Here is a 21,501-nt window from a genome sequence, read left to right as displayed (position 1 = left end):
TTGTCAATTTTTGCAAGGGTGTGAAAAGTGCAAAGCGGTTAGAAAATGAGTGTAAATTGTAGATATTTAGCATTACCAAATAGCTAAAGTTGCAAGGCTATCTGAAATTTTCCTTTATTTATCGTGATTTTTATATTTGCTTTGGATATTATCAAATAGCAGAAGTTGCAAGACTATCTGCGATTTCGTTGTATTTATCGCCGCTGTGACCTTTAACCCATGTGAATTTTATATCATGAATTGATGCGAGTTTGTCGAATTCTTGCCAGAGTTCTTGGTTTTTAACGGGTTTTTTATCTGCGGTTTTCCAGTTATTTTTTTTCCACGAGAATATCCATTTTGTAATGCCGTCAAGGGCGTATTTACTATCGGAAAAAAGCTCGACATGGCATGGCTCTTTTAGGGTTTTTAGTGCGGATATTATTGCGGTTAATTCCATTTGGTTGTTGGTTGTATTTGGGTTTGAGCCGGATATGTGTTTTTCCACGGTTTCGTATATCAAAACTGCGCCCCATCCGCCTTTTCCGGGGTTTCCACTGCATGCGCCGTCTGTGTAAATTTTGATTTTTTTCATATTAAAATATGTGTTAATAAGCGTGGTATAGTCTTTATTGCCAATATTTTTTTATTATCAAGTAATAAATTACGGCAATTGAGTTGTTATAGAGGTTATTTTAGGGTTATTTTCATGAGAAAGTGAGTTACTAACGGTTATATTTGATATTTTTGAGTTTGCAAGATTTTCTATTGCGTTTGCGGAAAAAATGCCATGCGTGGCGTATGCAAAGACATTAATTGCGCCTTTTGAAATGAGCAGATTTGCAGCCTCGATCATTGTTCCACCGCCATCTATCATATCATCGATTATAATTGCATTTTTACCGCCCACATCGCCAAGAATATCCATAGATAGACCATTTTCAGTGCGATTTTTATTAATGATTGCAATTTTAAAATTAGTATCTGAAAAAAAGCGTTTAAAGCGTGATGCCGAGCCTGCATCTGGAAATATTATAGTTATTGTATTTATGTCGAATTTTTCTTGAATATCTTTGATAAACGCTGGTATCATGCTGCGATTTTGCACTTTTCCTTTGAAAAATCCCTCTATTTGAAGGGCGTGCAGGTCGTAGGTGATTATATGAGATATTCCTGCGTTATTTATGATATTTCCGACGAGTTTTGAGCCAAGAGATGAGGTTGTATCGTAGCTTCTATCTTGTCTTGTATATGGCAAAAATGGGGCAAAGTAGATTATTTTTGCATCATTTCGCTGCAAGACATCGCATACAATTTGCAATTTCATTAGGTCATCATTGAATTTAGCCCTAGTAAAAGACTGGAAAATTGTAATTTCTTTTTCGCCAATGTCTTCTTGTATTGAAAATTCAAATTCCCCACATGGAAAGTATTTTAGTTTATGTTTAATTTCCAAGTAGTTACTTGGAATAACGCCGTTGTAATTAAGGTTTATACATTTTTTTGCGTCAAAAATAAGGCGATTTACATGTCTTCCACCTTCAAATTCCGTGTTTAGAAAGTTGAAAATCATAGACAGAGAGTCATCTTTTGTAATAAATTGCTCGCCAAAGCAAATAACATTTGAGTTATTGTGCAAGCGGGCAAGTTTCACCTGATCGTATTGAGTTGCGTTTATTGCGCGTATTTTCTCAAATCTATTTGCAACTATTGACATTCCATTTCCACTTTTACAGATGAGAATGCCGAAATTTGTTGTATTTACGGTAAAATCGCTTGATGTCATTTGCAGTTCTTGCAGCATTTTTTCAGCGATTTCATTGTAATTACACACCTCATTTGAATGCGTTCCATAGTCTAAAACTTCAAACTGCGTCGATAGATTTGCGATTATATACTCTTTTAGTTCAAAGCCTGCGTGGTCTGATGCTATGTAGATTTTTATGTTATTTTTCATAGTTTTCATCTTTTAATTTTCTTTTATCCCTTTCTTTCATTTTGGAAATGACATGATTAAAAGTCAAGTTTTTGTATTTTAGCAACAACATTAAGTGAAACACTAAATCAGCGCATTCGCCGATGAAATCTACATCTTTTTCATTGAGTGCCGCAATTATCACCTCAGTTGCTTCCTCGCCGACTTTTTGTGCAATTTTATTTATTCCTTTTTTTTGCATGCTTGAAATATAGCTTTCGTCTACTTGATTTTTTACTCTATCATCTATTATTTCCTCAAGCTGGGAAAGGAAATTTGCCTTGTAATTAAAGCAAGATTTAGTGCCGTTATGACAGGTATTTCCTACTGGATTTACAAGAATTAAAAGCGAGTCGCCATCGCAGTCAAGGTGGATATTTTCAAGCCGCAATATATTTCCAGAGTCTTCGCCTTTCATCCAAATTCTATTTTTCGTGCGTGACCAGAAATGCACTTTATTTGTCGAAATCGTGAGGTTTAGAGCCTCAATTGTCATAAAGCCAAGCATTAAAACATCCAAAGTTTTTGCATCTTGAATTACAGACGGAATTAGGTTATTACACTTTTGCCAGTCGATTTTTTCTATCATATTCTTATCAAGATATTATTATTAACAAGGTATTCCTTCAATTTTTTAATGTCAATTTCATTTTTATGAAACACACTAGCTGCCAAGGCCCCGCTTACATTTGCGTGCATAAAGACATCTTTAAAGTGCTGCATTATTCCTGCTCCGCCTGAGGCAATTACTGGGATTTTGACGCTATTTACTACGGTTTTTAATAGATTTATATCATAGCCCTGCTTTGTGCCATCTGAATTTATTGAGTTTATGACGATTTCCCCTGCGCCTTGCTTTGCTGCTTCACATGCCCAATTTAAGACTGATATTTTAATTTCTTGAGTTTTTGTGTTATCGCCTGTATTTTTATAGATAAATCCATCTTTTGTATCAATTCCAACCACAAGGGTAGAAGAGCCAAATTTATCTGCGATTTGATTGATTAAATCTGGGTTATTAATAGCCGGAGAGTTTATTGAGACTTTATCTGCGCCGCAGTTTAGGATTTTTTCAACTTTTGCAATAGAGTCGATTTTTCCTGCAACGCAAAATGGAATATTTATCACTTTTGCCACACTTTCAATCCAAGCGTAGTCGACTGTTTTATCATCGCATGAGGCCTTTATATCGTATAAAACAAGCTCATCAATACCTGCATCTGAGTATTTTTGTGCAAAGGGTACGATATCGCCAATTATTTCATGATTTTGAAATTTCACACCTTTTACAACTTTACCGTCTGCAATATCAAGGCAGGCTATTATGCGTTTTGCAGTCATAGATTTCTATAAAAAATTTGTTTTTCTTTGGGCATTTTTTCAATTGCGTAAGAGAGCATAATGCGTGGCATTTTTGATGCATTTTTGAGCAGAAAATCGCTGAGAATATCTATATTTTTCTTACCAATTTCACGCAGCATCCAGCCACAAGCTTTAGCTATTAAATCTTCTTTATCTGCAAGGAATAATGTGCAAATATCCAGACATGGTGTGAATATTTCGGCTTTAATTAGCGCAAGATTTGAGACGATGGATATGCGTTTTAGCCATAAATTATCGCTTTTTGCAAGGCTGTATAAGGTATTTATGAAGTCTTTATTTTTCATACAGAAATCACCAAGAATTTTATAGCAACTTGTGTCAACTAAATCCCAATTATTTACACCTTGAGCGATTTTTGGTGATAGATAAAAATCACAGATTTCCCTTTTGCTATCGAGACTTTTTGCATTTTGATATTTATCAACGAGAAAAAACAAGCCAAGCAATCTTTCTTCATGAATTTTTGACTGCATCATGCTTTGTATTGTTGAAAATGTTGCATTTTGTGTGTATTTTTTGGCAATTTGACGCACTGTTGGAACATCAACGCCAATGAAAATATCGCCGTAGCCATATTGCCCTTTAGCTGTTTTAAAGAATTTTTGTGATATTTCTGCTCTTTTTGAACACGCCGCAAGATGTAGGTCATCTTTGGCGAAAATATGAGTCATTAAGCCTGAATACAAGGCTTTACCCGTAATTGCAGAATCTGTAATTTGCATTAAATTTTCTATATCACTAAAATTTGCTATACCGCCGCTTGCCTGAAGGTGAAAACTTGGGAATTTCTCTTTTACCATCGTATATAATTTGCAATTAGGTCCATTTTCAGCGCCATCACAATTAACATCCGTAATGAGCAGATATTTCGCAAATTTTTCATACTGCGAAAGCAAAGAAAACAAGTCACAGTCTGCATTTTTAAGCCATCCATCCGTCTTTAAAGTAAATTTATTTCCATCGCAATCTAGCGCAAGCACAACTTTTTCCATACTGAGTTTTTGCAATATTTCAAGTGTTAATCGGGGATTTTTAATAGCAATTGTGCCAAGAACAACCCTATCGATTTTTTCATTTTCTATCATGTTTTGCGCCATGTCCAAATCTCGAATTCCGCCGCCCAGCTGTATTTTTCCACTAAAATTCTTACGAATTTCCCTTATGATTTCTATGTTTTTTTGCCCTTGTCCTTTAGCTGCATTTAGGTCTACAATATGCAAATTTTGAAACTGACTATAATTTTCACAAAGGGTCAAAACATCCATATTATATACAGTTTTTTGGTCAAAATCACCCTTATAAAGCCGCACTATTTTACCATCTAACAAGTCTATTGACGGTATTATAAAATTTTTATTATTTTTCATAAATATTTATCATCTAAAACACTAAAAATTGCCCTTATATACTCATGTTTTTCATTATCATTTGGTATATTTATATGCTGTTTTAATATCGAAATAATTTGTGCCGCAGTATTTGCAGTATAGATATTTTCAAAGTCTGCATCGTATATTTTGCCATTTTGGTGCATGTTTTCTATAAGATTGTGGATAAAATTTTCGTTATTTTCACTTGTTACAAAAATCACAGGGACGGATTTTGAAATTGTGCCGCATTGACGCTCTATTAGCATTGAAAAAGCCTCGTAACTTGTGCCTATTCCGCCCTCAAAAAACACGCCTGCAATTGAGTTATGTATCAAAAAAGACTCCATAGAAGTAAAATTTGAAGCACGAAAGCAATATTTTATACTGCGATTGACTTTATCCATCACAACAGGGAAATTTGTAGTTGCGGTAATTGCAAAATCACCACTTTTTACAAGCCCTGTATTGATAATTTCCATAAATTTCGTAGTTGCACCGGTTGCAAGCCTTGCGTTATCTTGAAAATTACTGCCATATAAAAATCCAAATTCTTCAGCTATCATCGCAGTTTTTTCGCTAATGGATTTATGACTTCCGCCTGCAAAAACAAAGCCATTTTGCCCAAATTCAATTTGCGCAATTTTCGACAAAAACCCATCAGTTAGCAGCTGTGACGGGGAAATTTCGGTATTTTTTGCCACAAAAGACGCAGAATTTTGGTTTAAATTTACCACATTTTCAAAAGGCAAATACTGCCTGCAAACATCTAGCAAAAGCCTTGATTTCCGGGTATTTTCCGCCTCAAGCCTTGCTATTAAATCACTAATTTTCATATTTTCATCAAATCACCAAATAAAACCATTAATCCTTGCCAAACCAGCCGTTTTTGTCTACTGTGTTTGCTTTTAGCCATTTTTCTGTGTGTTGCAAAAATTTCGTTTCCTCGGCAAGTTTTCCTGTTTTAATTTCATCTTTAATCCAATTTTCACAAAGGTCATACAGCCAAGGTGCATTTATTTTTAAATCCTCTTTTCTATAAAACAAAATAAAAAATGATATATAGTCAATATTATCTATGTATTCATATTTGTTAAATAAATATTTATAAAGTATTGCTGAACAATATTCACACTCAATCTCGTTCTCATTGCAATATTCACAATATTTATTATGCAGTATTAATTGTCTTACCATTGGAGTGCTTGTCATATGTACAACATATCTTTGAAATTCTTTTTTTATGTAAGAATGACGAATTTCATTAAAATTAATCAAGCAAGATTTTATAAAATTACCTATCGAGCCATATACTTTGCTTATTTGCATAAAATCATTTTGCTCATTAGTATTTTCATTTTGCCCTTCTTTAAATTGAAATGGCAGATCCCAAATTATTATATCAAGTTTTTCTTTCATACTATCGCCATTTTTTTGCACTATTTTAAATACTTCCATTGATCGATTATATTGTTGTTGCTCTTCAAATTGCTTTTTTTGCTCGCGAATTTGCCACCATAAGAAAATCATCGCCCCTGCGGAAAACACCGTTCCAAACCAATCCGCCCAAGCTATGTCTTTGTAAGGTAAGCCATCTTTTGGATATTTAGTTGTGTATAAATCGGAGTAATGCCTACAAATCCGCAAGATTAAAGTTAGTAATTTTTCAAATAATGAAAAATGCCAAATGCACGCCCCTAATAGCAACACCAAAGCCCACCAATATTTTTTTAAAAAACTCTTCATAACAAAACAAAATCACTCAAAATCTTCTCGCCAATTTCCCCGCTTTTCTCAGGGTGGAATTGACATCCAAGGAAGTTATCTTTCCTTATCATAGCGGAGATTTTAATACCACAATAGTCAACATAATTTTCTGTAAATTCACATTTTGGAAGGTAAAAGCTATTTGCAAAATAGACGAATTTGCCGTCGTATTTTCCGCCTATTAGTTTATTCCAGCCCATTTGCGGGGTTACAACATCGGCGGGCAGTCTTACGATATTTTTGTCAAAAACGCCTATGCAGTCTACATTTCCTTCCTCGGAAAATTGACACATAATCTGCATTCCAAGGCAAATTCCAAGCACGGGTTTTTTTGTATTTTTAATGACTGTAGTAAGATTTTGCAAATTTAGCAGATCCATAGCGGTTTTTGCATGCCCAACGCCCGGGATTATTATTTTATCGCATGTATTTAGCTCATCTTCAGATTTTACATACGATATATTTGTAATGCCAAGCCTATTTAAAGCGAATTTAATTGAGTTAAAGTTATATCCGCCGCTGTTTAAAATTCCGATTTTCATATTATTACCAGTCATAAAGATATTAAGCATTTAGGGCAAAGTTTATCAAATTTTCAACAATAGTTGAGTCTGTTTTGTCAATTTTAGAGCCATTTTGTATAAAGACTATACCAATATTTTCTCTTGGAATAAAGCCAATAAAAGCCGACATTCCATTGATTTTCCCGCTATGGAATATAAAAGTTTTGCCATTTTGATTTGTAATTATTCTAAATCCAAGCCCATAGTATGATTTAATATTTGCAGGCATACGAGTGCGCCATTTGAATATATCGTCATTTTGGCTATATTTTGTGAATATTTCTTGCATATTTACATCGGATATTATATCATTTCTTTTTCCTGCAACGACTTGTAAAATTTGTATCATTGCATCAAGGCTTGCGTATATTCCAGCTGCAGCGCCTACGACTAATTGATAATTTCCGTAATCTTTATAGATTTTACTCAAGTTATGCCTACTTGCAATTTGCAAGTTTGGATCTACAGGCGAGAGCTGAATTTCATTTGTACCAAGGGATTTTCTAAAGTTTTGAATTGCATAATCTAAAGACATTCCTTTTTGTTTCAAGATGTCATCGGCAAGGCTAAACAAAGCATTGCTATAAAAATAGCAATCATTACATTGAATACTTTGGTTTTTAATTGAGTCAAGAAGCTGATTTTTGTTTATTCCGTTGTCTAATTCTTTATTACCTGTAAATTTATATCCTGTTGTTTGATTTAGAATTTTTCTTAAAGTTACGGGTTTTTTAAGGCATGAAAGTGTAATATTTTCATCAAGATTTATGCGATTTTCATTGACCAATTTCATAACAGACAATGCGGTTATTGATTTTGACACGGATGCAAGTGGGAACAATGTTTTTGATGTTATTTTGGTATTTGTGTCGTATTTAGCGTATCCATAGGTATTTTTATGAATAATGCGACCATTTTTCACAACTGCAAAGGCGTATCCATGAAAAGTATTACTTGCATTTGAGTCAATTGATTTAATTAATTGATCAAGTGTGTGCGCAAATGCACAAGGTGTAATTAGGAGCATTACAAATGCTGGAATGTATTTTAAAATTTGGATTTTCATATAAAAACTTCTATAGCAATATTTACTGTGGTATTTTCTGTTATGTTATTTTTTTGCCTTATTTCAGATTTAATTGGCAGTATATAGGATGAAGATTTTGAGTCTGGGAAGATAGATGTCTGCCACTGAGTTTCGTTTATAATTGCTATAACTTTTACGCTGCCAAAGCCTAATTTGCTTTTATTTAGTGACTTAATATTTTTTGCAACATCAAGTGGCAGAGGTGCGAAATACCAAGATGCTTTTTCTGTGCTGTATTTAATTACTGTTGTGTTAAAAGACAGGAACATATTTTATAGCAAACCTTTTGTTGAAACAACATTATCGCCATTAATTCTACTTGCATCATAAAGGCATTTTGCAAAGGATTTAAAGCAGGATTCTATTTTATGATGGGTATTTTCGCCTTGTATTTTAACATGCAGGGTTATATTTGCGGAAATTGCAAAAGAGTGAAAGAAGTGGGAGACCATTTCAGTTGGCATGTCGCCGCAATACTCTCTCTCAAATTTTGCATCAAATTTACAAAATGGACGAGATGAAATGTCGATAGATACGAAGGAAATGCTTTCATCAAGGGGGAGTATTCTTTGATAAATAGAATTTTCTTGATCAGAATTTACAAATTCACCTACACTCTCAGGCAATTTTTTGGACAGATCATTACTAAAAATTTCATCTGCAAAGCGTGCTATACCTTTTTTATCGCCAAGGGCTTTTTTGTATGCCTCGCCTAGGCAGATTGCAACATCTTCTATTGTGTGGTGTTCATCGATTTCAAGGTCGCCTTTGCATGCAATTTCAAGGTCAAAATTTCCGTGCTTTGCAATTTGCTGCAGCATGTGGTCAAAAAATGCTATACCAGTTGAGATATTTGCCACACCTGTGCCGTCTAGATTGAGTGACAGATTTATATTCGTTTCCTTCGTTTGCCTTGAAATAATTGCGTTGCGAGAGAGAATTTGATTTGTAATTTCCTGCCAGCCGTATTTATCTGTTATTTTTATACCACGAATTCCAAGATTAACGCCAAATTGCACATCGCTATCATTATCGCCTATCATAACGGAGGACGTTTTACAGTAATCAAAATCTACCAGTGCTGTAGCGGGTTTTCTGCAGTTACAATTATCTTCTTTAAAGTGCGGGCAGGTAAGCCATTTTGTAATTGTAATGCCTTCGGAAAGCAGTACATCACGTATTTTTTGGTTTATCAGCTCGTAATTATCAAGGGGATTAGATGCAGTTCCAAGCCCATCTTGATTTGAAACAACAACGATTTGATAGCCTGCCGCTTGCAATTTCACAAGGCTTGATATAACCTTTGGGATGAAATAGACATTTTCCAGCCCATTTACCTGCCAAATCACCTTTGGCTCAACTATTATCGTTCCATCGCGGTCTATGAAGAGGGTTTTCATAGTTTTAAATCAAAAAATCATTTATTAATTGCCAATTATTTTGAAAAGAATCTATATTCTCAATTTTATTTATTTTGCAATTGCTAAATTTACCTGTTTTTACAGTAGTTTTTGCGTTTTCAATGGGAACTACCCAATATTGTGGATCTTTTATTGCAGTATGACGACGATTTTTAAAACTAGGTCCAGCTCCGCGATTTAATCTACAAAATACAACAAAATCACACTCAAGATTTTTCAATGGAAAGGCGTAATTTGCATTCGTCGCCCATCGACTTTTAACTTGAATTTTACACTGTTTTTGCGAAATTGGATTAATCGCAATTAAGTCATAACCAGGCATATTTGTGTATGTTTTATACGCCCAAATACCTCTAATCATTAAATTTCCAAGTACTAAAAATTCAGAACCTTCGCTTTCACATTTTGTATTCTGTCTTTTATTTTTCTTCATAAAAAAACCAAAAAATCAATCTCTAATAACACTGCGTGCGTGAAAGTCAAGGGTTTCTGCGTTTGCCATTAATTTTACGCTATCGGCGATATTTTTGAGTGCATTTTCAGTTGCCATTTGAAAGGTTATGAATTTACCGAAAGAAAGTACGGAAAGTCCTGAAAATGACTTTGCAAAGCCAGATGTTGGAAGAACATGGTTAGTTCCGCTTAAATAGTCTCCAAGACTTTCTGGCGTGTATTTACCTAGGAAAACCGATCCTGCATTTTGTATTAAAGGTGTGAATTTATCGGCGTTTTCAACATTCAAGATTAAGTGCTCTGGGGCGATTTTATTTGATTTTGCAATTGCATCTGGTACATTTTCCACTTTTTCAATTACAAGATTGTCAAGAGATTTTTCCAAAACGCTGTATCTAGGGGATGTTTTTGCGATATTTTGTATGGTAGATTTTACAAGGGATATAGTATTTAAGCTTGTGGAAAGCAGCCAAGCGCGAGACTCTTTGCCGTGTTCAAGTTGCGCAAGAAGGTCGAATATAATTGCATTTAAACTTGCGTTATCATCTGCGATTACAAGAACTTCACTAGGCCCTGCCGGCATATCAATTGCAACTTCGTTTGAAACCATGCGTTTTGCCATATCTACAAATTCATTACCTGGCCCAAATATCTTATCAGCTTTGGGAATTTCGCCTATTTGGTATGCCATTGCAAAGATTGCTTGAGCACCGCCTATTGTGTAGATTTTATCAATTCCAAGGAGGTTTAGCGTCCAGAGAATTTCATTTGAAGGATTAGGTGGTGTGCATATAGTGATGTTTTTACAGCCGGCTATTTGAGCTGGAATTACATTCATTAAAACGCTTGACAGCAATTTATTTGGCACATAGAGCCCGACATTTTCAATTGGGGTGAATTTTTTAAAGCAGGTTATGCCGGTTGATGTTTCGATTTTATCGTTTTGAAAGTCTGCAAGTTTATTGTATTCTGCTTTGTGGAATTTATAGATATTTTCTTTTGCTATTTGAATTGCATGAGCGAGTTTTTCATCAATTTGTATATTATTTGGAACATTTAAGGCAAGTGAGTTTAGGGCGACGCCGTCTAGGTCTTTTGTAAGAGACAGCAGAGCGTCTTGCCCGCCGTTTTTACACAAATTTTGTATATTTTGTACAATTTTTTCTATAGTCATATTTTTTATAAAAATCTTAAATTAACATCACTTACAACAATATCTTCTGCGCCGTGTTTCTGTAGTTTTTCGCTAATATCCCAAATATCATTTTCGTTGCACAAGGCATGAATAGCGCAGTAGTTTTTATCTGCAAGGTCTAGTATTGTAGGGGATTTTCCTGCCGGCATTATATTTAAAATGTTATTTAGCAGGTCTTTTTTGAGATTAAACATGATATATTTGGAAGGTTTTGCGTTTAGCACTGCATTAATTCTAAAGAGCAGTTTATCAAAAACATCATTTTGAAAGCCATTTTTTGTAATCAAGATAGCTTGCAAGTCTAGAACTTTTTCAAATTCTGTAAGGCCATGTTGCAAAAGTGTTGAGCCTGTTTGAACAATATCGAAAATAACATTTGCAAGTGAAAGCTCTATTGAAGACTCAACTGAGCCATTCATTTGAACAATTTTAGCATTTATATTTTGCTCTGTAAGGTAATTTTGCAAGATATTAACATAGGAAGTTGCAATTATTGAATTTTGCAGATTAACATTGGTTTTTCCTGCAAGTGAAAGCCTACATTTTGCAAAGCCAAGCTCTTTTTTTATTTGACATGTTTTGTGTAGATTGTATTCAAAAAAGCTATCAGTGCCAAGTATTGCAAGGTCAAATTTATTTTCAAGCAAAGCTGGAATATCACAGCCACGGACGAAGTAAAGCTCAATTGGCAGCTCATTAAATTTACAATAAAGTTTAGAGTGATTACCATCAATATTTAGTCCACATTTATTTAATAATTCGAGAAATCCTTTTGAGATTCTATCACTTTTTTGCACAGCTATTTTTAACATACACAATTATCTAAAACCCATTTTTCATAACTTTTATCGACATATTTTACACTTTCAGCAATAATTTGAGGTATATCGTAATTAATATTTTGTTTAATTACATTTGCAATTTTTTCAAAATTATGAGATATTGTTTTAATTGAGATTTGATATTCTTTTTCATTTACAACATTTGATTTCCATGTATAGTAGCTTGCAATTTCTGATATTTGCACGCAGGCTGCAAGCTTGAGATTTATGATTTTTTCTGCGACAGTATTTGCAGTTTCTTTATTATTTGCCGTTGTTTTTATCACAATAATTTCCATATATTTTATAATAAATTATCTAAAATCCATCGATAGCCACCGTAGTTTTCTTGTTTTAAAAATCGTGCAACACGGGTAATTGTTGTAGTACTTGCGCCGGTTTTTTTGGAAATTTCTGCATACGACATACCGTCATTTAAAAGCAAAACTATGTCAAGTCTTTCTTGAAGTGCTTTAAATTCTTGAGGCGTGGTGATGTCTTTAAGGAAGTTTAGCATTATTTTCTCATTAGTTATTGCGGTTAAGATTTTTTCAAGTTTCATAAAAAAAGAATTTGACTTTTATTTTGTTATCATGTTATGATAGTAATACATTAAAATAATTGTCAAGTATTTTTTTAAAAGAATGCAAAAAATAATTTTAATAGTGGAAAAAATGTAATTTAGTGTGTTATATGCTGACAAATAATAGTTTAAAAGATATTGAGGTTTATAAAATTGAAATTAGTGCAGCTGGAATGCGAAGATGTCACAATAACGAGGCTGTATCTAGCATTTTACCGCTTGAGATTTTAGCAAAAGATGTTTTTTGCGACCTGAATTTATATCCCGAAAAAGAGTATGATATGCTCATTAAAAAAGCTGCAGAATTTTATAAAATATCAGCAGATTGCGTAATAGCGACAAACGGAAGCGACGAGGCTATTGACCTAATTATCAGAACATTTTGCAACAATGGTGATAAAATTGCAGTACTTGAGCCAACTTTTTCAATGTATGAGAAATATGCAAGAATATCTGGAATTGATATAGCAAAGTTTTCTTTAAACGCTAATTTTGAGATAGATCTTGGGGATTTCTGCAGTTTTTTAGAGAGAAATATGCCAAAGATTGCATTTATTCCAAACCCACTTGCTCCAAGCGGAGGATTGACGAAAAACAGTGATATAATAGGGATTATTGAGAAATTTCCGGATATAGTTTTTGTAATAGATGAGGCGTATATTGAGTTTTGCGGGCAAGATTCTTTGATATATGGTGTGAAATTGTGGAAAAATTTAATAATCACAAGAACATTTTCGAAATTTTACGGACTAGCGGGCATAAGACTTGGTTTTTGTTTCACTAGTCAATTTTGCGATATTATGAAGGTTAAATCGCCGTATAATGTAAACAGCATTAGTTGCAGGGTAGGGATTAATTTTTTCAACAATATAAGTGATATTGTAATTAGCAAGCGGTATAATGGAAATATTATTGCAAAGGGCGATATGAGAGATTTTTTATTGCAATTTGATGAAGTGGAAAAGATTTACGATAGTTTTACGAATTTTTTATTTGTAAAGCTCGGATCTAGTGGTAAAGATTTTGGGCAGAAACTTCAAGTGGAGTATGGGATGGTGATAAAAACTTTCAGTGGTAAATTTGCAAATTTTGTGAGGATTTGTGTATAAAGTTATTTTGAAAGATGGTGGTGCCCAGAATTGGAATCGAACCAACGACACAAGGATTTTCAGTCCTTTGCTCTACCGACTGAGCTATCTGGGCAAACGGTTTATATGGTTAGAGTAAAAGTTATTTTTTACTTGTCAATATTTTTTTTAAAAATAAATCTTGAAAATTGTAAAATTAATGTTAGGATGTGTAAGATATTTTATTTTTACAGTGAAAATACATAGATTTAGAAAGAAAAAGAACGGGATGTATAACTTAGTGCAGATATTAATTGTACTAATTATTACAACATTAATAGTTATTATGGGTGCTGGTGCGCTTGATTATGCTTTTAGAGAGTATGATGTGCATGTTACGGTAAAGCAGAAAAATCAGCTTTCAGAAAGTATTATTACATTTAAGAATTCTACTGGATATTGGCCTGGAGATGTGCCTGCGAATCAATTACTTGGGAGTATGAATACCGATGAAGTGAATGGGTTGATTGCTGTTCTTAGTGGTTGTACGACTCCTACATGTTTGGCCATTGGAACAAATGGTTTAAATATGGGAACAAACACAGTATCGCCACTTAAGGTTCAGCTTGGATTTGTTGAGCTTGCACTTGGTGGATTTATTGAGCCTATGAATATTCCCCAGTATGCATATACAGCTGACATTGATCTAGCAACAAATTATTCTTGGCTTGTGCATTATTATATGGTGGACAAAAGTGCATCTGTATTTTTCTTGCTTGATGACACGACTAACAATTATTTTATACAGTCATCTGTTTATGATACATCAATTGTATCGAATTGGTCTAGTGCTCCAAGAATTATTATAGCAAAGGCTGGACTTACAACATCATTAACTGGCGGGATAGGAGTTAACGGATTTTTAGGCGGAATATCTGCAAACAAGGCTGCTGCGATAGACAGTAAGATTGATGATGGTCTACCTGGAAGTGGTAACACTGTTTCGGATAATGTTGAGGCTTTAGGTGGCATGGGTTGCACGACGGTAACTTATACTACGCAGCCTACTGCAACGGTACAGGCGGCTGGAAGAAGTGCGATAGCGTCTGCTGATTATAAAAATTCGAACAGTACAAATGATAAGCAAAAATGTATTATGTCTATGATGGTTGTAACATCGTGATAAGAGTATTATATGTCGATTTTGACTAAGATACATAGCTTTGGGTCTTATTTACCGGAGAAGGTTTTGACAAATGATGATCTTTCCAAAATGGTAGATACGAGCGATGAATGGATAGTAAGGCGTACTGGAATTTCAAGCAGGCATATAGCAAAAGGTCATGAGACAACATCATACATGGGGGCAAAGGCTTTAGAGGCGGCGATGAAAAGAGGTGGTATTTTGCCATCTGAGATTGATTGCATTATTGTGGCAACAACAACGCAGGATAAGCCACTTCCATCTACTGCATGTGAGATAGGCAAGATATTGGGGGTAAATAATGCACAGGCATTTGACTTACAGGCTGCATGCACTGGTTTTGTATATGCGATGTCAATTGCAAATTTAATGATTAAATCTGGTGAAGCGAAAACTATTGCTATAATTGGATCTGAGAGGATGTCATCAGTTGTAAATTGGACTGACAGGGCGACGTGTGTATTATTTGGTGACGGCGCTGGGGCTATGATACTTCGTGCATCTAGTGATTGTGGAATTATTGACTGCAAGTTAAGTGCATCGAGTGACTTACACGATATATTAATTACAAATATTGATAGGCATATTGAGATGGACGGTAAAAGTGTGTTTAAATATGCAACTGAGGAGATGTCAAGGAATTTAGTTGCAATGCTTGAAAAGAACAATTTGAAGGCATCTGATTTATCTTCTGTGATAGCGCATCAGGCAAATTACAGGATTTTATCGCATGTTGCGGAAAAGCTTGGTGTTAGTGAAGAAATATTTCCAATGACAATGAAGATACACGGCAACACCTCTGCTGCATCTATTCCACTTGCATTTGATTATTGGTTTTCATGTGGCAAGGTAAAATCTGGAGACATTATAGCATTTCAAGGCGTTGGAGCTGGAATGACTATAGGCACGGCACTTGTGAGATTTTAGGGTTACATTACGAAATCTTTACCAAGGTAGACATCTTTTACTGTTTGGTTTTGGAGTATATCATCTTTAGTACCGTGTACTAGCACTTTTCCATCGTAGATTACTGATATTTTATCTGATGATTTTAGAATTTCTCTAGCGTTATGATCTGTGATAACAACGCCGATATTACGTTTAGCAAGGTCTTTTATGATATTAATTACGCCATTTACAGATACTGGGTCAACGCCTGCGAAAGGTTCATCAAGCAATACAAAGCTAGGGTCTGAGGCTAAAAGTCTCGCTATTTCAAGCCTTCTGCGTTCACCGCCGGAGAGGGCTATAGATGGAGAGTTTGCAACTTTTTGAAGCTCAAAGTCGTAAATAAGCTGGTCAAGGCGAGTCATTCTTTCATCTTTATTATGATAGAAATTTTCAAGGACGCAAAGTATATTTTCTTTTGTTGTAAGGGTTTGAAATATTGATGCTTCTTGTGGCAAATAGCCTATTCCAATTCTAGATTTCATATGCATTGGTATATTTGTGATATCGTGGCCATCGAGGGTAATTTTACCGCTATCAGGTTTTACGATGCCAAAGATCATATAAAAGGATGTTGTTTTTCCTGCGCCATTTGGGCCAAGTATACCAAAGACTTCACCGCGTTGTATTTGAAAGCTAACATCTTTAATTACGATTCTATTGCCGTAAGATTTTTTTAGATTAGTTGCAATTAGCATACTTTTTGAGTCATTGTAGGCAAAATATAATGTGAGAAGAAATAAAAAGCAATATATAAATATATGAAAAAAAAACTTGACTTAAATAAATATATTGTTTTTATACTAGACTATATATTTTTTTGATAGTGAAAAATTTTTTGTTATTTGTATTTTTTGCATTGCTAGTAGCTGTATTTGGTTATAGAACTGTTGAGTTTTATTCAAGGGGAAGCATGTCATCTTTTTTTGGTCAAGAGGTAGTATATTCGGCAAAAAATGTTAGTCATATTAATAAGTCTGAGGAGTTTTTAGTGCAGGCAAGGATAGAGGCGGGTGCAAATTTGGATATATTAAGCGAGTCAAGCGGGAAGATTAACAATATATTAATCAAGAAATACGAGTATGTGAAGAAAGATCAGAAGTTAGCTGAGGTAAACGAGATTATTGGGGATATAGAAAGCGATGCAGAAAAGGTAAATATTCCTGATATTGTAACGGATATAGACAGTGCATATGCAAAGAAGATTGGGAAGAAGAAAAAGAATAAGCGAGATTTTAAAGACATGACGAGGCGATATATTATAAGCCCGTGCAATGGGTATATTAAGGATATTGTGCAGGAAAATGGTGCAATGTTAAATTTTGGCATTACCGGTGGAACAAAGTTTGCATCAATTGCGTGTACTGACAAGTTATTTGCAAGTGGGTCAATTTCTACAAAAAATGCGAAAAACATTAAAAAGGGTATGAGTGTTGAGATAAAATCTGAGACGGCAAAGGCGAAGTCTGAGATATCGTCTATATCGAAGATTGTAGGTGAAAGCGGAAGTGTTGCGTTTAGAGTTAGGTTATCGAGCAAAGATTTAGAGAATTTTTTTATTGATGAAGTTGTAGATATTAAGATTATAGGAAAAAGTGAGAAGTTATACAGTGTTCCACTTTCTGCGCTTGTTGTTGACAAAAGTGGAGATTCATTTGTATGGACGATTGACAAGGAAAGTAATGCAAAGAAGGTAAAAGTTAGTGTAAAGCACTCAGATTTAGACAATGTTTACGTTCTTGGGTTAAAAGATGGAGATTTGATTATTACAAAGGGTGTGAATTTAGTTATTAGTGACTCTAAGATAAAGTATGAGATTTCGTAGTTTAATATTAGCATTTGCGTTCTTCTTAGAAGAGTCTTTTGCCACAACACTTGATGAGACGATATTGCTTGCAAGGAGGAATTCTGATCAAATAGCAATACAGGAGTTAAATATTGATTTAAGCAAGGCTGAGATAGCGCATTCATTGCAAAAGTTTTTACCATCTGCGAAGTATAACATGCAAAGGGGTACTGGTACTGTAACGGGGCTTTCGGCAACTGGATTTGGCAGTGATAGAGATTACAAGGTAAAAAATGACACATTAACGGTAAATTTTGATCTTTCACTGCATCAAATTATAGCAAAACAAGTTTCTTCATGGCAGGATTTTCAGTCTGCAAAGGCGAAATATCGTGGTTTTATCAATTCATTTACAATAGACATTGTGCAAAATTATATTGATATTATAATTGCAACGGAAAGCCTTGAGCTAACGAAGGTTATGGAAAAGGATATAGGGGCGCAGAAGTATACAAGTCAGGTAAAGAGTATTACGGAGTCTATTAACAATATCGAATATCTTGGGATTGAGTCGAAATATGATGATATAACATCGCGCGTTATACAGGCTGAGATTGCACTTGAGCAATTAAAGGATACATATCGTATATTTACCAAGCGAGATCCGTCAAATTTACAACTACCATCTGTATTTAAGTTACCTGCGCCAAATCTTGCGAAATATCAGGAAATGGTGCGTGCAAATAATACAGATTTAGAGTCTATGAAAGCACAAATTACATCGATTAGTGCTGCAAAAACTGCATCATATCTTGATTTAATAATGCCACGAATTTCGTATATACATCAGGATGCAAAGAGTATAATAGCGTTTTTACCTGGTGCACCTATTATTAGGCAGAAAACTGATTTGTTAAATTTAGATTTTGGTATTTATGAAAACGGAGACAAGGTAAATCAGGTTATACAGGCGTCCATACAAAGCCGAATTCTTGAGCATCAAAAGGCTCTTCTTGCTGACAAACTTGAGCTTAGCTCCAAAATGTATTGGGCAAATCATCATTCTTTATTATTGCTTTATAAGTCAAAGAAAGAGGCATTAGATATTGCAAATGTTCAACTTGGCATTGCAAAGGAGAGGTTTAAGAAAGGCTCAAGTTCATTTATTAGTTTAATACAATCGAGAGTGAGTTTTTATAATGCAAAGATAGATTATTTAAGGGCGTATAGAGAGTTTGTATTGAATTATTACAAAATGCTTAGTTTGATATAGATTTGGCTAGAAAGGCTCAAGTTCATTTATTAGTTTAATACAATCGAGAGTGAGTTTTTATAATGCAAAGATAGATTATTTAAGGGCGTATAGAGAGTTTGTATTGAATTATTACAAAATGCTGAGTTTGATATAGGATGGGTTAGATTTTTTTAACTTGGACGATGAATTCATCCAGCCATTTATCTGGATCTGAGCCGGTTTTTTCTATTATTGAGTCAAGTAGACGGACGGTATCTGCACGTGCGGAAAGCACATTTACACAGTCTGTCATTCCTTTTAGGTCTATTCTTGCGATAACACCACCACCGTCTTGTTTAATTAGGAAAAATCTACTACCTGGATCTGTTGATTTTACAAGCAAAAATTCTCTTTCGCTGAGCATAAAAACTTCACGGTAGACTGCTGTTGCTTTTAGATTTGGAAGATAGATTTGGGTAGCGGTTTGTTGGACTAGAGTATCGGAGATTTGGCTTTTTGCTGCATCTTCAACGGATTGAGTTGCGAAAACGACGAAGGCATTTAGTTTTCTCATGACTTTAAGCCAGTCTTTAATACGTGGGGCAAAGATTGGATTATCGATTAATGCCCATGCTTCATCGAGAATTACGGCTGTTGGAGTTCCATCTAGTGCCATATTAATTCTATGGAAAAGGTATAAAAGTGCTGGTGCCATGGTAACTTTATCTTTAAGGAGTTCTGCCATTTCAAAGCCAAAGGAGCGTGCGGAGTTAAAGTCAATATTGTCTATTGGATTATCGAAGATTCTAGCGCGTGAGCCGCCGGAGTGCCACATTCTAAGCCTACTACCGAGGCTACCTGCGGTTTCCATTCCAAAGAATGCAGCGATATTAGAAAGTTTTCTTTGTTCAAATGGAAGGCGATAGTTACCGTCTATTGCTGAGGTAATTACGGCAACATCTTCTGCTGTGATTATTTCGCCGTTTGTTGAGACAAGGGTTTTTATCCAGTCTACGAGGAAGGAACGATTAAATGGGGTATCTTCGAGTTGTAGAGGGTTAAATCCTGAGTCACGAGCGGGGTCGATTATCATATATTTTCCACCTATAGCACGGATAAAGATTTCAGCGCCGCGGTCTTTATCGAAGAAGAATGTGCGTGGTTTAAATTTTTGAGCTTGAGCGGCAAGGAAGTTTAGCAAGACTGTTTTACCTGCACCGGTTGGACCTATTATCATAGTATGGCCTACGTCTCTAACATGGAAGCTAAAGAAATATGGGGTACCTGATGTTGTATTAAAGACGGTTAGGGCGTCTCCCCAGAAGTTACCATTTGATTTACCTGATGGGTAGTTATGAAATGATGCAAAGCTTGCAAGATTTAGGGTATTAATAGTTGATTTTCGTATAATGAATGGGAAATTAGCGGGAAGTTGAGCCCAGAATGATGCTTGCATATTTATGCGTTCGCGAACGGCCATTGCGCCAAAGTTTGCAAAGTTGACGACGGCTTCTGATGCAAGGCTATCGAGTTCTTTAAGGGTATCGCCTATGACCATGACTGTTATGTGATGTTCGCCAAAGCCGAATTCACCGCTCATTGAAGAGTCAAGTGCTTGATTAATTTCTTGAACTTGGCTAATTGCAACGTCTTCGGATTGGACAAGGCGGCGTTGTTGAAGTTGCATTTTAGATATTGAAGACATTCTATCGCTAAATTGATAGCTTTGGGCGATAATAAATTCGCATGACATATGGAGGAATTCATCAAGCATTCCTGCAAAGGTAGCGGATCTATATTCTTTAAGGCTAACCATTGCTGCATATCGTGTACCTGAGCTTGTTTGAACTTCTATGTGATTGCCTGCGAAGTAAAGTCTTGTATTTGCAAGATATTTTGATATTGGCATAGTTGGGAGAAGCATTTTTTGCTGCATTCCGACATTTACGATATAAGATAGGAATTCTAGTATTTTACAAACGCTACCATCTTTTGTTTCTTGAACTTCAAGAAGTGTTGGCCTGTATGCTGCAAGACCATTTACGAGTCTATCGCGAACTTCTTGCATATCTGAGTATGCTTCGACGAGTTCTTTTTGAAATGCTTCATCTTTATCTGCTGCGCCAAGACCGAATTTTGCAAGAAGGCTTGAGATAGCTGCGGCTGCACGGTTACTTTTTCTAATTATTGTTATGTAATGTTCATTGATATATGTGTGGTCTGGGCTGTGTTTACCACGCCATTGATTATTTAGCATTTGGCAAAAGCGATTATCGAATGTTCCACCTGGGAAGGCGGAGTGTTTTTTACGGATTGTATGGCACCATACTGCGTATTTTGTACTTCCTATGCCTTTTAGGATATTATTTCTACCGATTTTTTTACCATCGACATCATCATCATCTGCTGTTTCAAAGGCAAAGCCATCTACTTTAATGACGCTGACCATATCCATATTTTTAGTGAGTATTGTGGAGTTATTATAGTGGCAAAGGTATGGCAGGAAGTCAGACGTTTGTATTTCGCGTTGGGCTATCATGTTGACGGATTTACCGGGTATTGCGAATTTAAACATCTAAAACAAAACAGGTTTGATGTCTTTATAAAGGTAAAAAAATAATATGCAAAAAAAATATTGCAAATAATTTTTTTTTTTTTCTACTTGAGG

At 35.0% G+C, this 21,501-nt stretch carries 23 protein-coding genes and 1 tRNA gene; 5 read left to right on the top strand and 19 right to left on the bottom strand.

Going from position 1 to position 21,501, the window contains the following annotated elements:
- Window positions 1-151: 151 nt before the first annotated feature.
- From rnhA to deia_RS04040, 16 genes are all read right to left on the bottom strand, one after another.
- Window positions 152-574 carry a ribonuclease HI gene (rnhA, locus tag deia_RS04115; RefSeq protein ID WP_146820887.1) on the bottom strand — a complete coding sequence of 141 codons (423 nt, stop codon included), beginning with the start codon at window positions 572-574 and terminating at the stop codon, window positions 152-154.
- A 69-nt stretch (window positions 575-643) separates the two neighbouring features.
- On the bottom strand, window positions 644-1,936 hold the full coding sequence (prs, locus tag deia_RS04110; RefSeq protein ID WP_161982859.1) for a ribose-phosphate diphosphokinase: 1,293 nt from the start codon (window positions 1,934-1,936) through the stop codon (window positions 644-646).
- Window positions 1,926-2,543, bottom strand: a complete 618-nt coding sequence (gene hisIE / locus deia_RS04105; RefSeq protein WP_146820885.1) for a bifunctional phosphoribosyl-AMP cyclohydrolase/phosphoribosyl-ATP diphosphatase HisIE — start codon at window positions 2,541-2,543, stop codon at window positions 1,926-1,928. The genes prs and hisIE overlap by 11 nt, the downstream gene beginning before the upstream one ends.
- On the bottom strand, window positions 2,540-3,295 hold the full coding sequence (gene hisF / locus deia_RS04100; protein WP_146820884.1) for an imidazole glycerol phosphate synthase subunit HisF: 756 nt from the start codon (window positions 3,293-3,295) through the stop codon (window positions 2,540-2,542). The genes hisIE and hisF overlap by 4 nt, the downstream gene beginning before the upstream one ends.
- Window positions 3,292-4,704 carry a HisA/HisF-related TIM barrel protein gene (locus deia_RS04095; protein WP_146820883.1) on the bottom strand — a complete coding sequence of 471 codons (1,413 nt, stop codon included), beginning with the start codon at window positions 4,702-4,704 and terminating at the stop codon, window positions 3,292-3,294. Before deia_RS04095 ends, hisF begins: the two co-directional genes overlap by 4 nt.
- Window positions 4,701-5,540, bottom strand: coding sequence for an LOG family protein (locus deia_RS04090; protein WP_146820882.1), 840 nt, complete (start codon window positions 5,538-5,540; stop codon window positions 4,701-4,703). The genes deia_RS04095 and deia_RS04090 overlap by 4 nt, the downstream gene beginning before the upstream one ends.
- 28 nt (window positions 5,541-5,568) lie before the next feature.
- The gene (locus deia_RS04085; RefSeq protein WP_146820881.1) at window positions 5,569-6,450 is read right to left on the bottom strand and encodes a hypothetical protein; all 882 of its coding nucleotides are present in this window, start codon (window positions 6,448-6,450) and stop codon (window positions 5,569-5,571) included.
- Window positions 6,447-7,028, bottom strand: coding sequence for an imidazole glycerol phosphate synthase subunit HisH (gene hisH / locus deia_RS04080; protein ID WP_161982858.1), 582 nt, complete (start codon window positions 7,026-7,028; stop codon window positions 6,447-6,449). The genes deia_RS04085 and hisH overlap by 4 nt, the downstream gene beginning before the upstream one ends.
- A 7-nt stretch (window positions 7,029-7,035) precedes the next feature.
- Window positions 7,036-8,100, bottom strand: a complete 1,065-nt coding sequence (locus deia_RS04075; RefSeq protein WP_146820879.1) for a serine hydrolase domain-containing protein — start codon at window positions 8,098-8,100, stop codon at window positions 7,036-7,038.
- Window positions 8,097-8,390 carry a DUF1905 domain-containing protein gene (locus deia_RS04070; protein ID WP_146820878.1) on the bottom strand — a complete coding sequence of 98 codons (294 nt, stop codon included), beginning with the start codon at window positions 8,388-8,390 and terminating at the stop codon, window positions 8,097-8,099. Before deia_RS04070 ends, deia_RS04075 begins: the two co-directional genes overlap by 4 nt.
- Before the next feature lie 3 nt (window positions 8,391-8,393).
- A complete protein-coding gene (hisB, locus tag deia_RS04065) occupies window positions 8,394-9,521 on the bottom strand; it encodes a histidinol-phosphatase (protein WP_146820877.1) in 1,128 nt (375 codons plus the stop codon).
- Window positions 9,522-9,525: 4 nt separating this feature from the next.
- Window positions 9,526-9,975: a hypothetical protein gene (locus deia_RS04060; protein ID WP_146820876.1), complete on the bottom strand. Its 450-nt coding sequence runs from the start codon at window positions 9,973-9,975 to the stop codon at window positions 9,526-9,528.
- Window positions 9,976-9,990: 15 nt separating this feature from the next.
- Window positions 9,991-11,169, bottom strand: a complete 1,179-nt coding sequence (gene hisD / locus deia_RS04055) for a histidinol dehydrogenase (RefSeq protein WP_146820875.1) — start codon at window positions 11,167-11,169, stop codon at window positions 9,991-9,993.
- A 5-nt stretch (window positions 11,170-11,174) separates the two neighbouring features.
- Window positions 11,175-12,002 (bottom strand): ATP phosphoribosyltransferase, encoded by an 828-nt coding sequence (gene hisG, locus deia_RS04050; protein WP_146820874.1) that lies wholly within the window; start codon window positions 12,000-12,002, stop codon window positions 11,175-11,177.
- Window positions 11,996-12,310 carry a divalent-cation tolerance protein CutA gene (gene cutA, locus deia_RS04045; protein ID WP_146820873.1) on the bottom strand — a complete coding sequence of 105 codons (315 nt, stop codon included), beginning with the start codon at window positions 12,308-12,310 and terminating at the stop codon, window positions 11,996-11,998. Before cutA ends, hisG begins: the two co-directional genes overlap by 7 nt.
- Before the next feature lie 5 nt (window positions 12,311-12,315).
- Window positions 12,316-12,573, bottom strand: a complete 258-nt coding sequence (locus deia_RS04040; protein WP_146820872.1) for a YerC/YecD family TrpR-related protein — start codon at window positions 12,571-12,573, stop codon at window positions 12,316-12,318.
- A gap of 131 nt (window positions 12,574-12,704) precedes the next feature.
- On the opposite strand from deia_RS04040, the gene deia_RS04035 reads away from it, so the two are divergent.
- Entirely contained in the window at window positions 12,705-13,703 is a 999-nt protein-coding gene (locus deia_RS04035) for a pyridoxal phosphate-dependent aminotransferase (protein WP_146820871.1), read from the top strand.
- Between the two features lie 18 nt (window positions 13,704-13,721).
- Here the strand turns inward: deia_RS04035 and deia_RS04030 are convergent.
- Window positions 13,722-13,797, bottom strand: a tRNA-Phe gene (locus deia_RS04030).
- An 84-nt stretch (window positions 13,798-13,881) separates the two neighbouring features.
- On the opposite strand from deia_RS04030, the gene deia_RS04025 reads away from it, so the two are divergent.
- Window positions 13,882-14,844, top strand: coding sequence for a hypothetical protein (locus deia_RS04025; protein ID WP_161982857.1), 963 nt, complete (start codon window positions 13,882-13,884; stop codon window positions 14,842-14,844).
- Window positions 14,845-14,856: 12 nt separating this feature from the next.
- A complete protein-coding gene (locus tag deia_RS04020) occupies window positions 14,857-15,792 on the top strand; it encodes a beta-ketoacyl-ACP synthase III (RefSeq protein ID WP_146820869.1) in 936 nt (311 codons plus the stop codon).
- A gap of 2 nt (window positions 15,793-15,794) precedes the next feature.
- Here the strand turns inward: deia_RS04020 and lptB are convergent, their stop codons facing one another.
- Window positions 15,795-16,511: an LPS export ABC transporter ATP-binding protein gene (lptB, locus tag deia_RS04015; protein WP_146820868.1), complete on the bottom strand. Its 717-nt coding sequence runs from the start codon at window positions 16,509-16,511 to the stop codon at window positions 15,795-15,797.
- Between the two features lie 161 nt (window positions 16,512-16,672).
- On the opposite strand from lptB, the gene deia_RS04010 reads away from it, so the two are divergent.
- Complete coding sequence (locus deia_RS04010) at window positions 16,673-17,638, top strand: efflux RND transporter periplasmic adaptor subunit (protein WP_222912621.1); 966 nt, start codon at window positions 16,673-16,675, stop codon at window positions 17,636-17,638.
- The gene (locus deia_RS04005) at window positions 17,625-18,872 is read left to right on the top strand and encodes a TolC family protein (protein WP_146820866.1); all 1,248 of its coding nucleotides are present in this window, start codon (window positions 17,625-17,627) and stop codon (window positions 18,870-18,872) included. The genes deia_RS04010 and deia_RS04005 overlap by 14 nt, the downstream gene beginning before the upstream one ends.
- A gap of 142 nt (window positions 18,873-19,014) precedes the next feature.
- Here the strand turns inward: deia_RS04005 and deia_RS04000 are convergent, their stop codons facing one another.
- Window positions 19,015-21,408, bottom strand: coding sequence for a VirB4 family type IV secretion/conjugal transfer ATPase (locus deia_RS04000; protein WP_146820865.1), 2,394 nt, complete (start codon window positions 21,406-21,408; stop codon window positions 19,015-19,017).
- Window positions 21,409-21,501: the final 93 nt, after the last annotated feature.

Source organism: Candidatus Deianiraea vastatrix, from assembly GCF_007993655.1.
GTDB lineage: Bacteria > Pseudomonadota > Alphaproteobacteria > Rickettsiales > Deianiraeaceae > Deianiraea > Deianiraea vastatrix.
The sequence above is the reverse complement of the archived record's forward strand: the minus strand, read 5'-3'. Positions and strand labels throughout refer to the sequence as shown.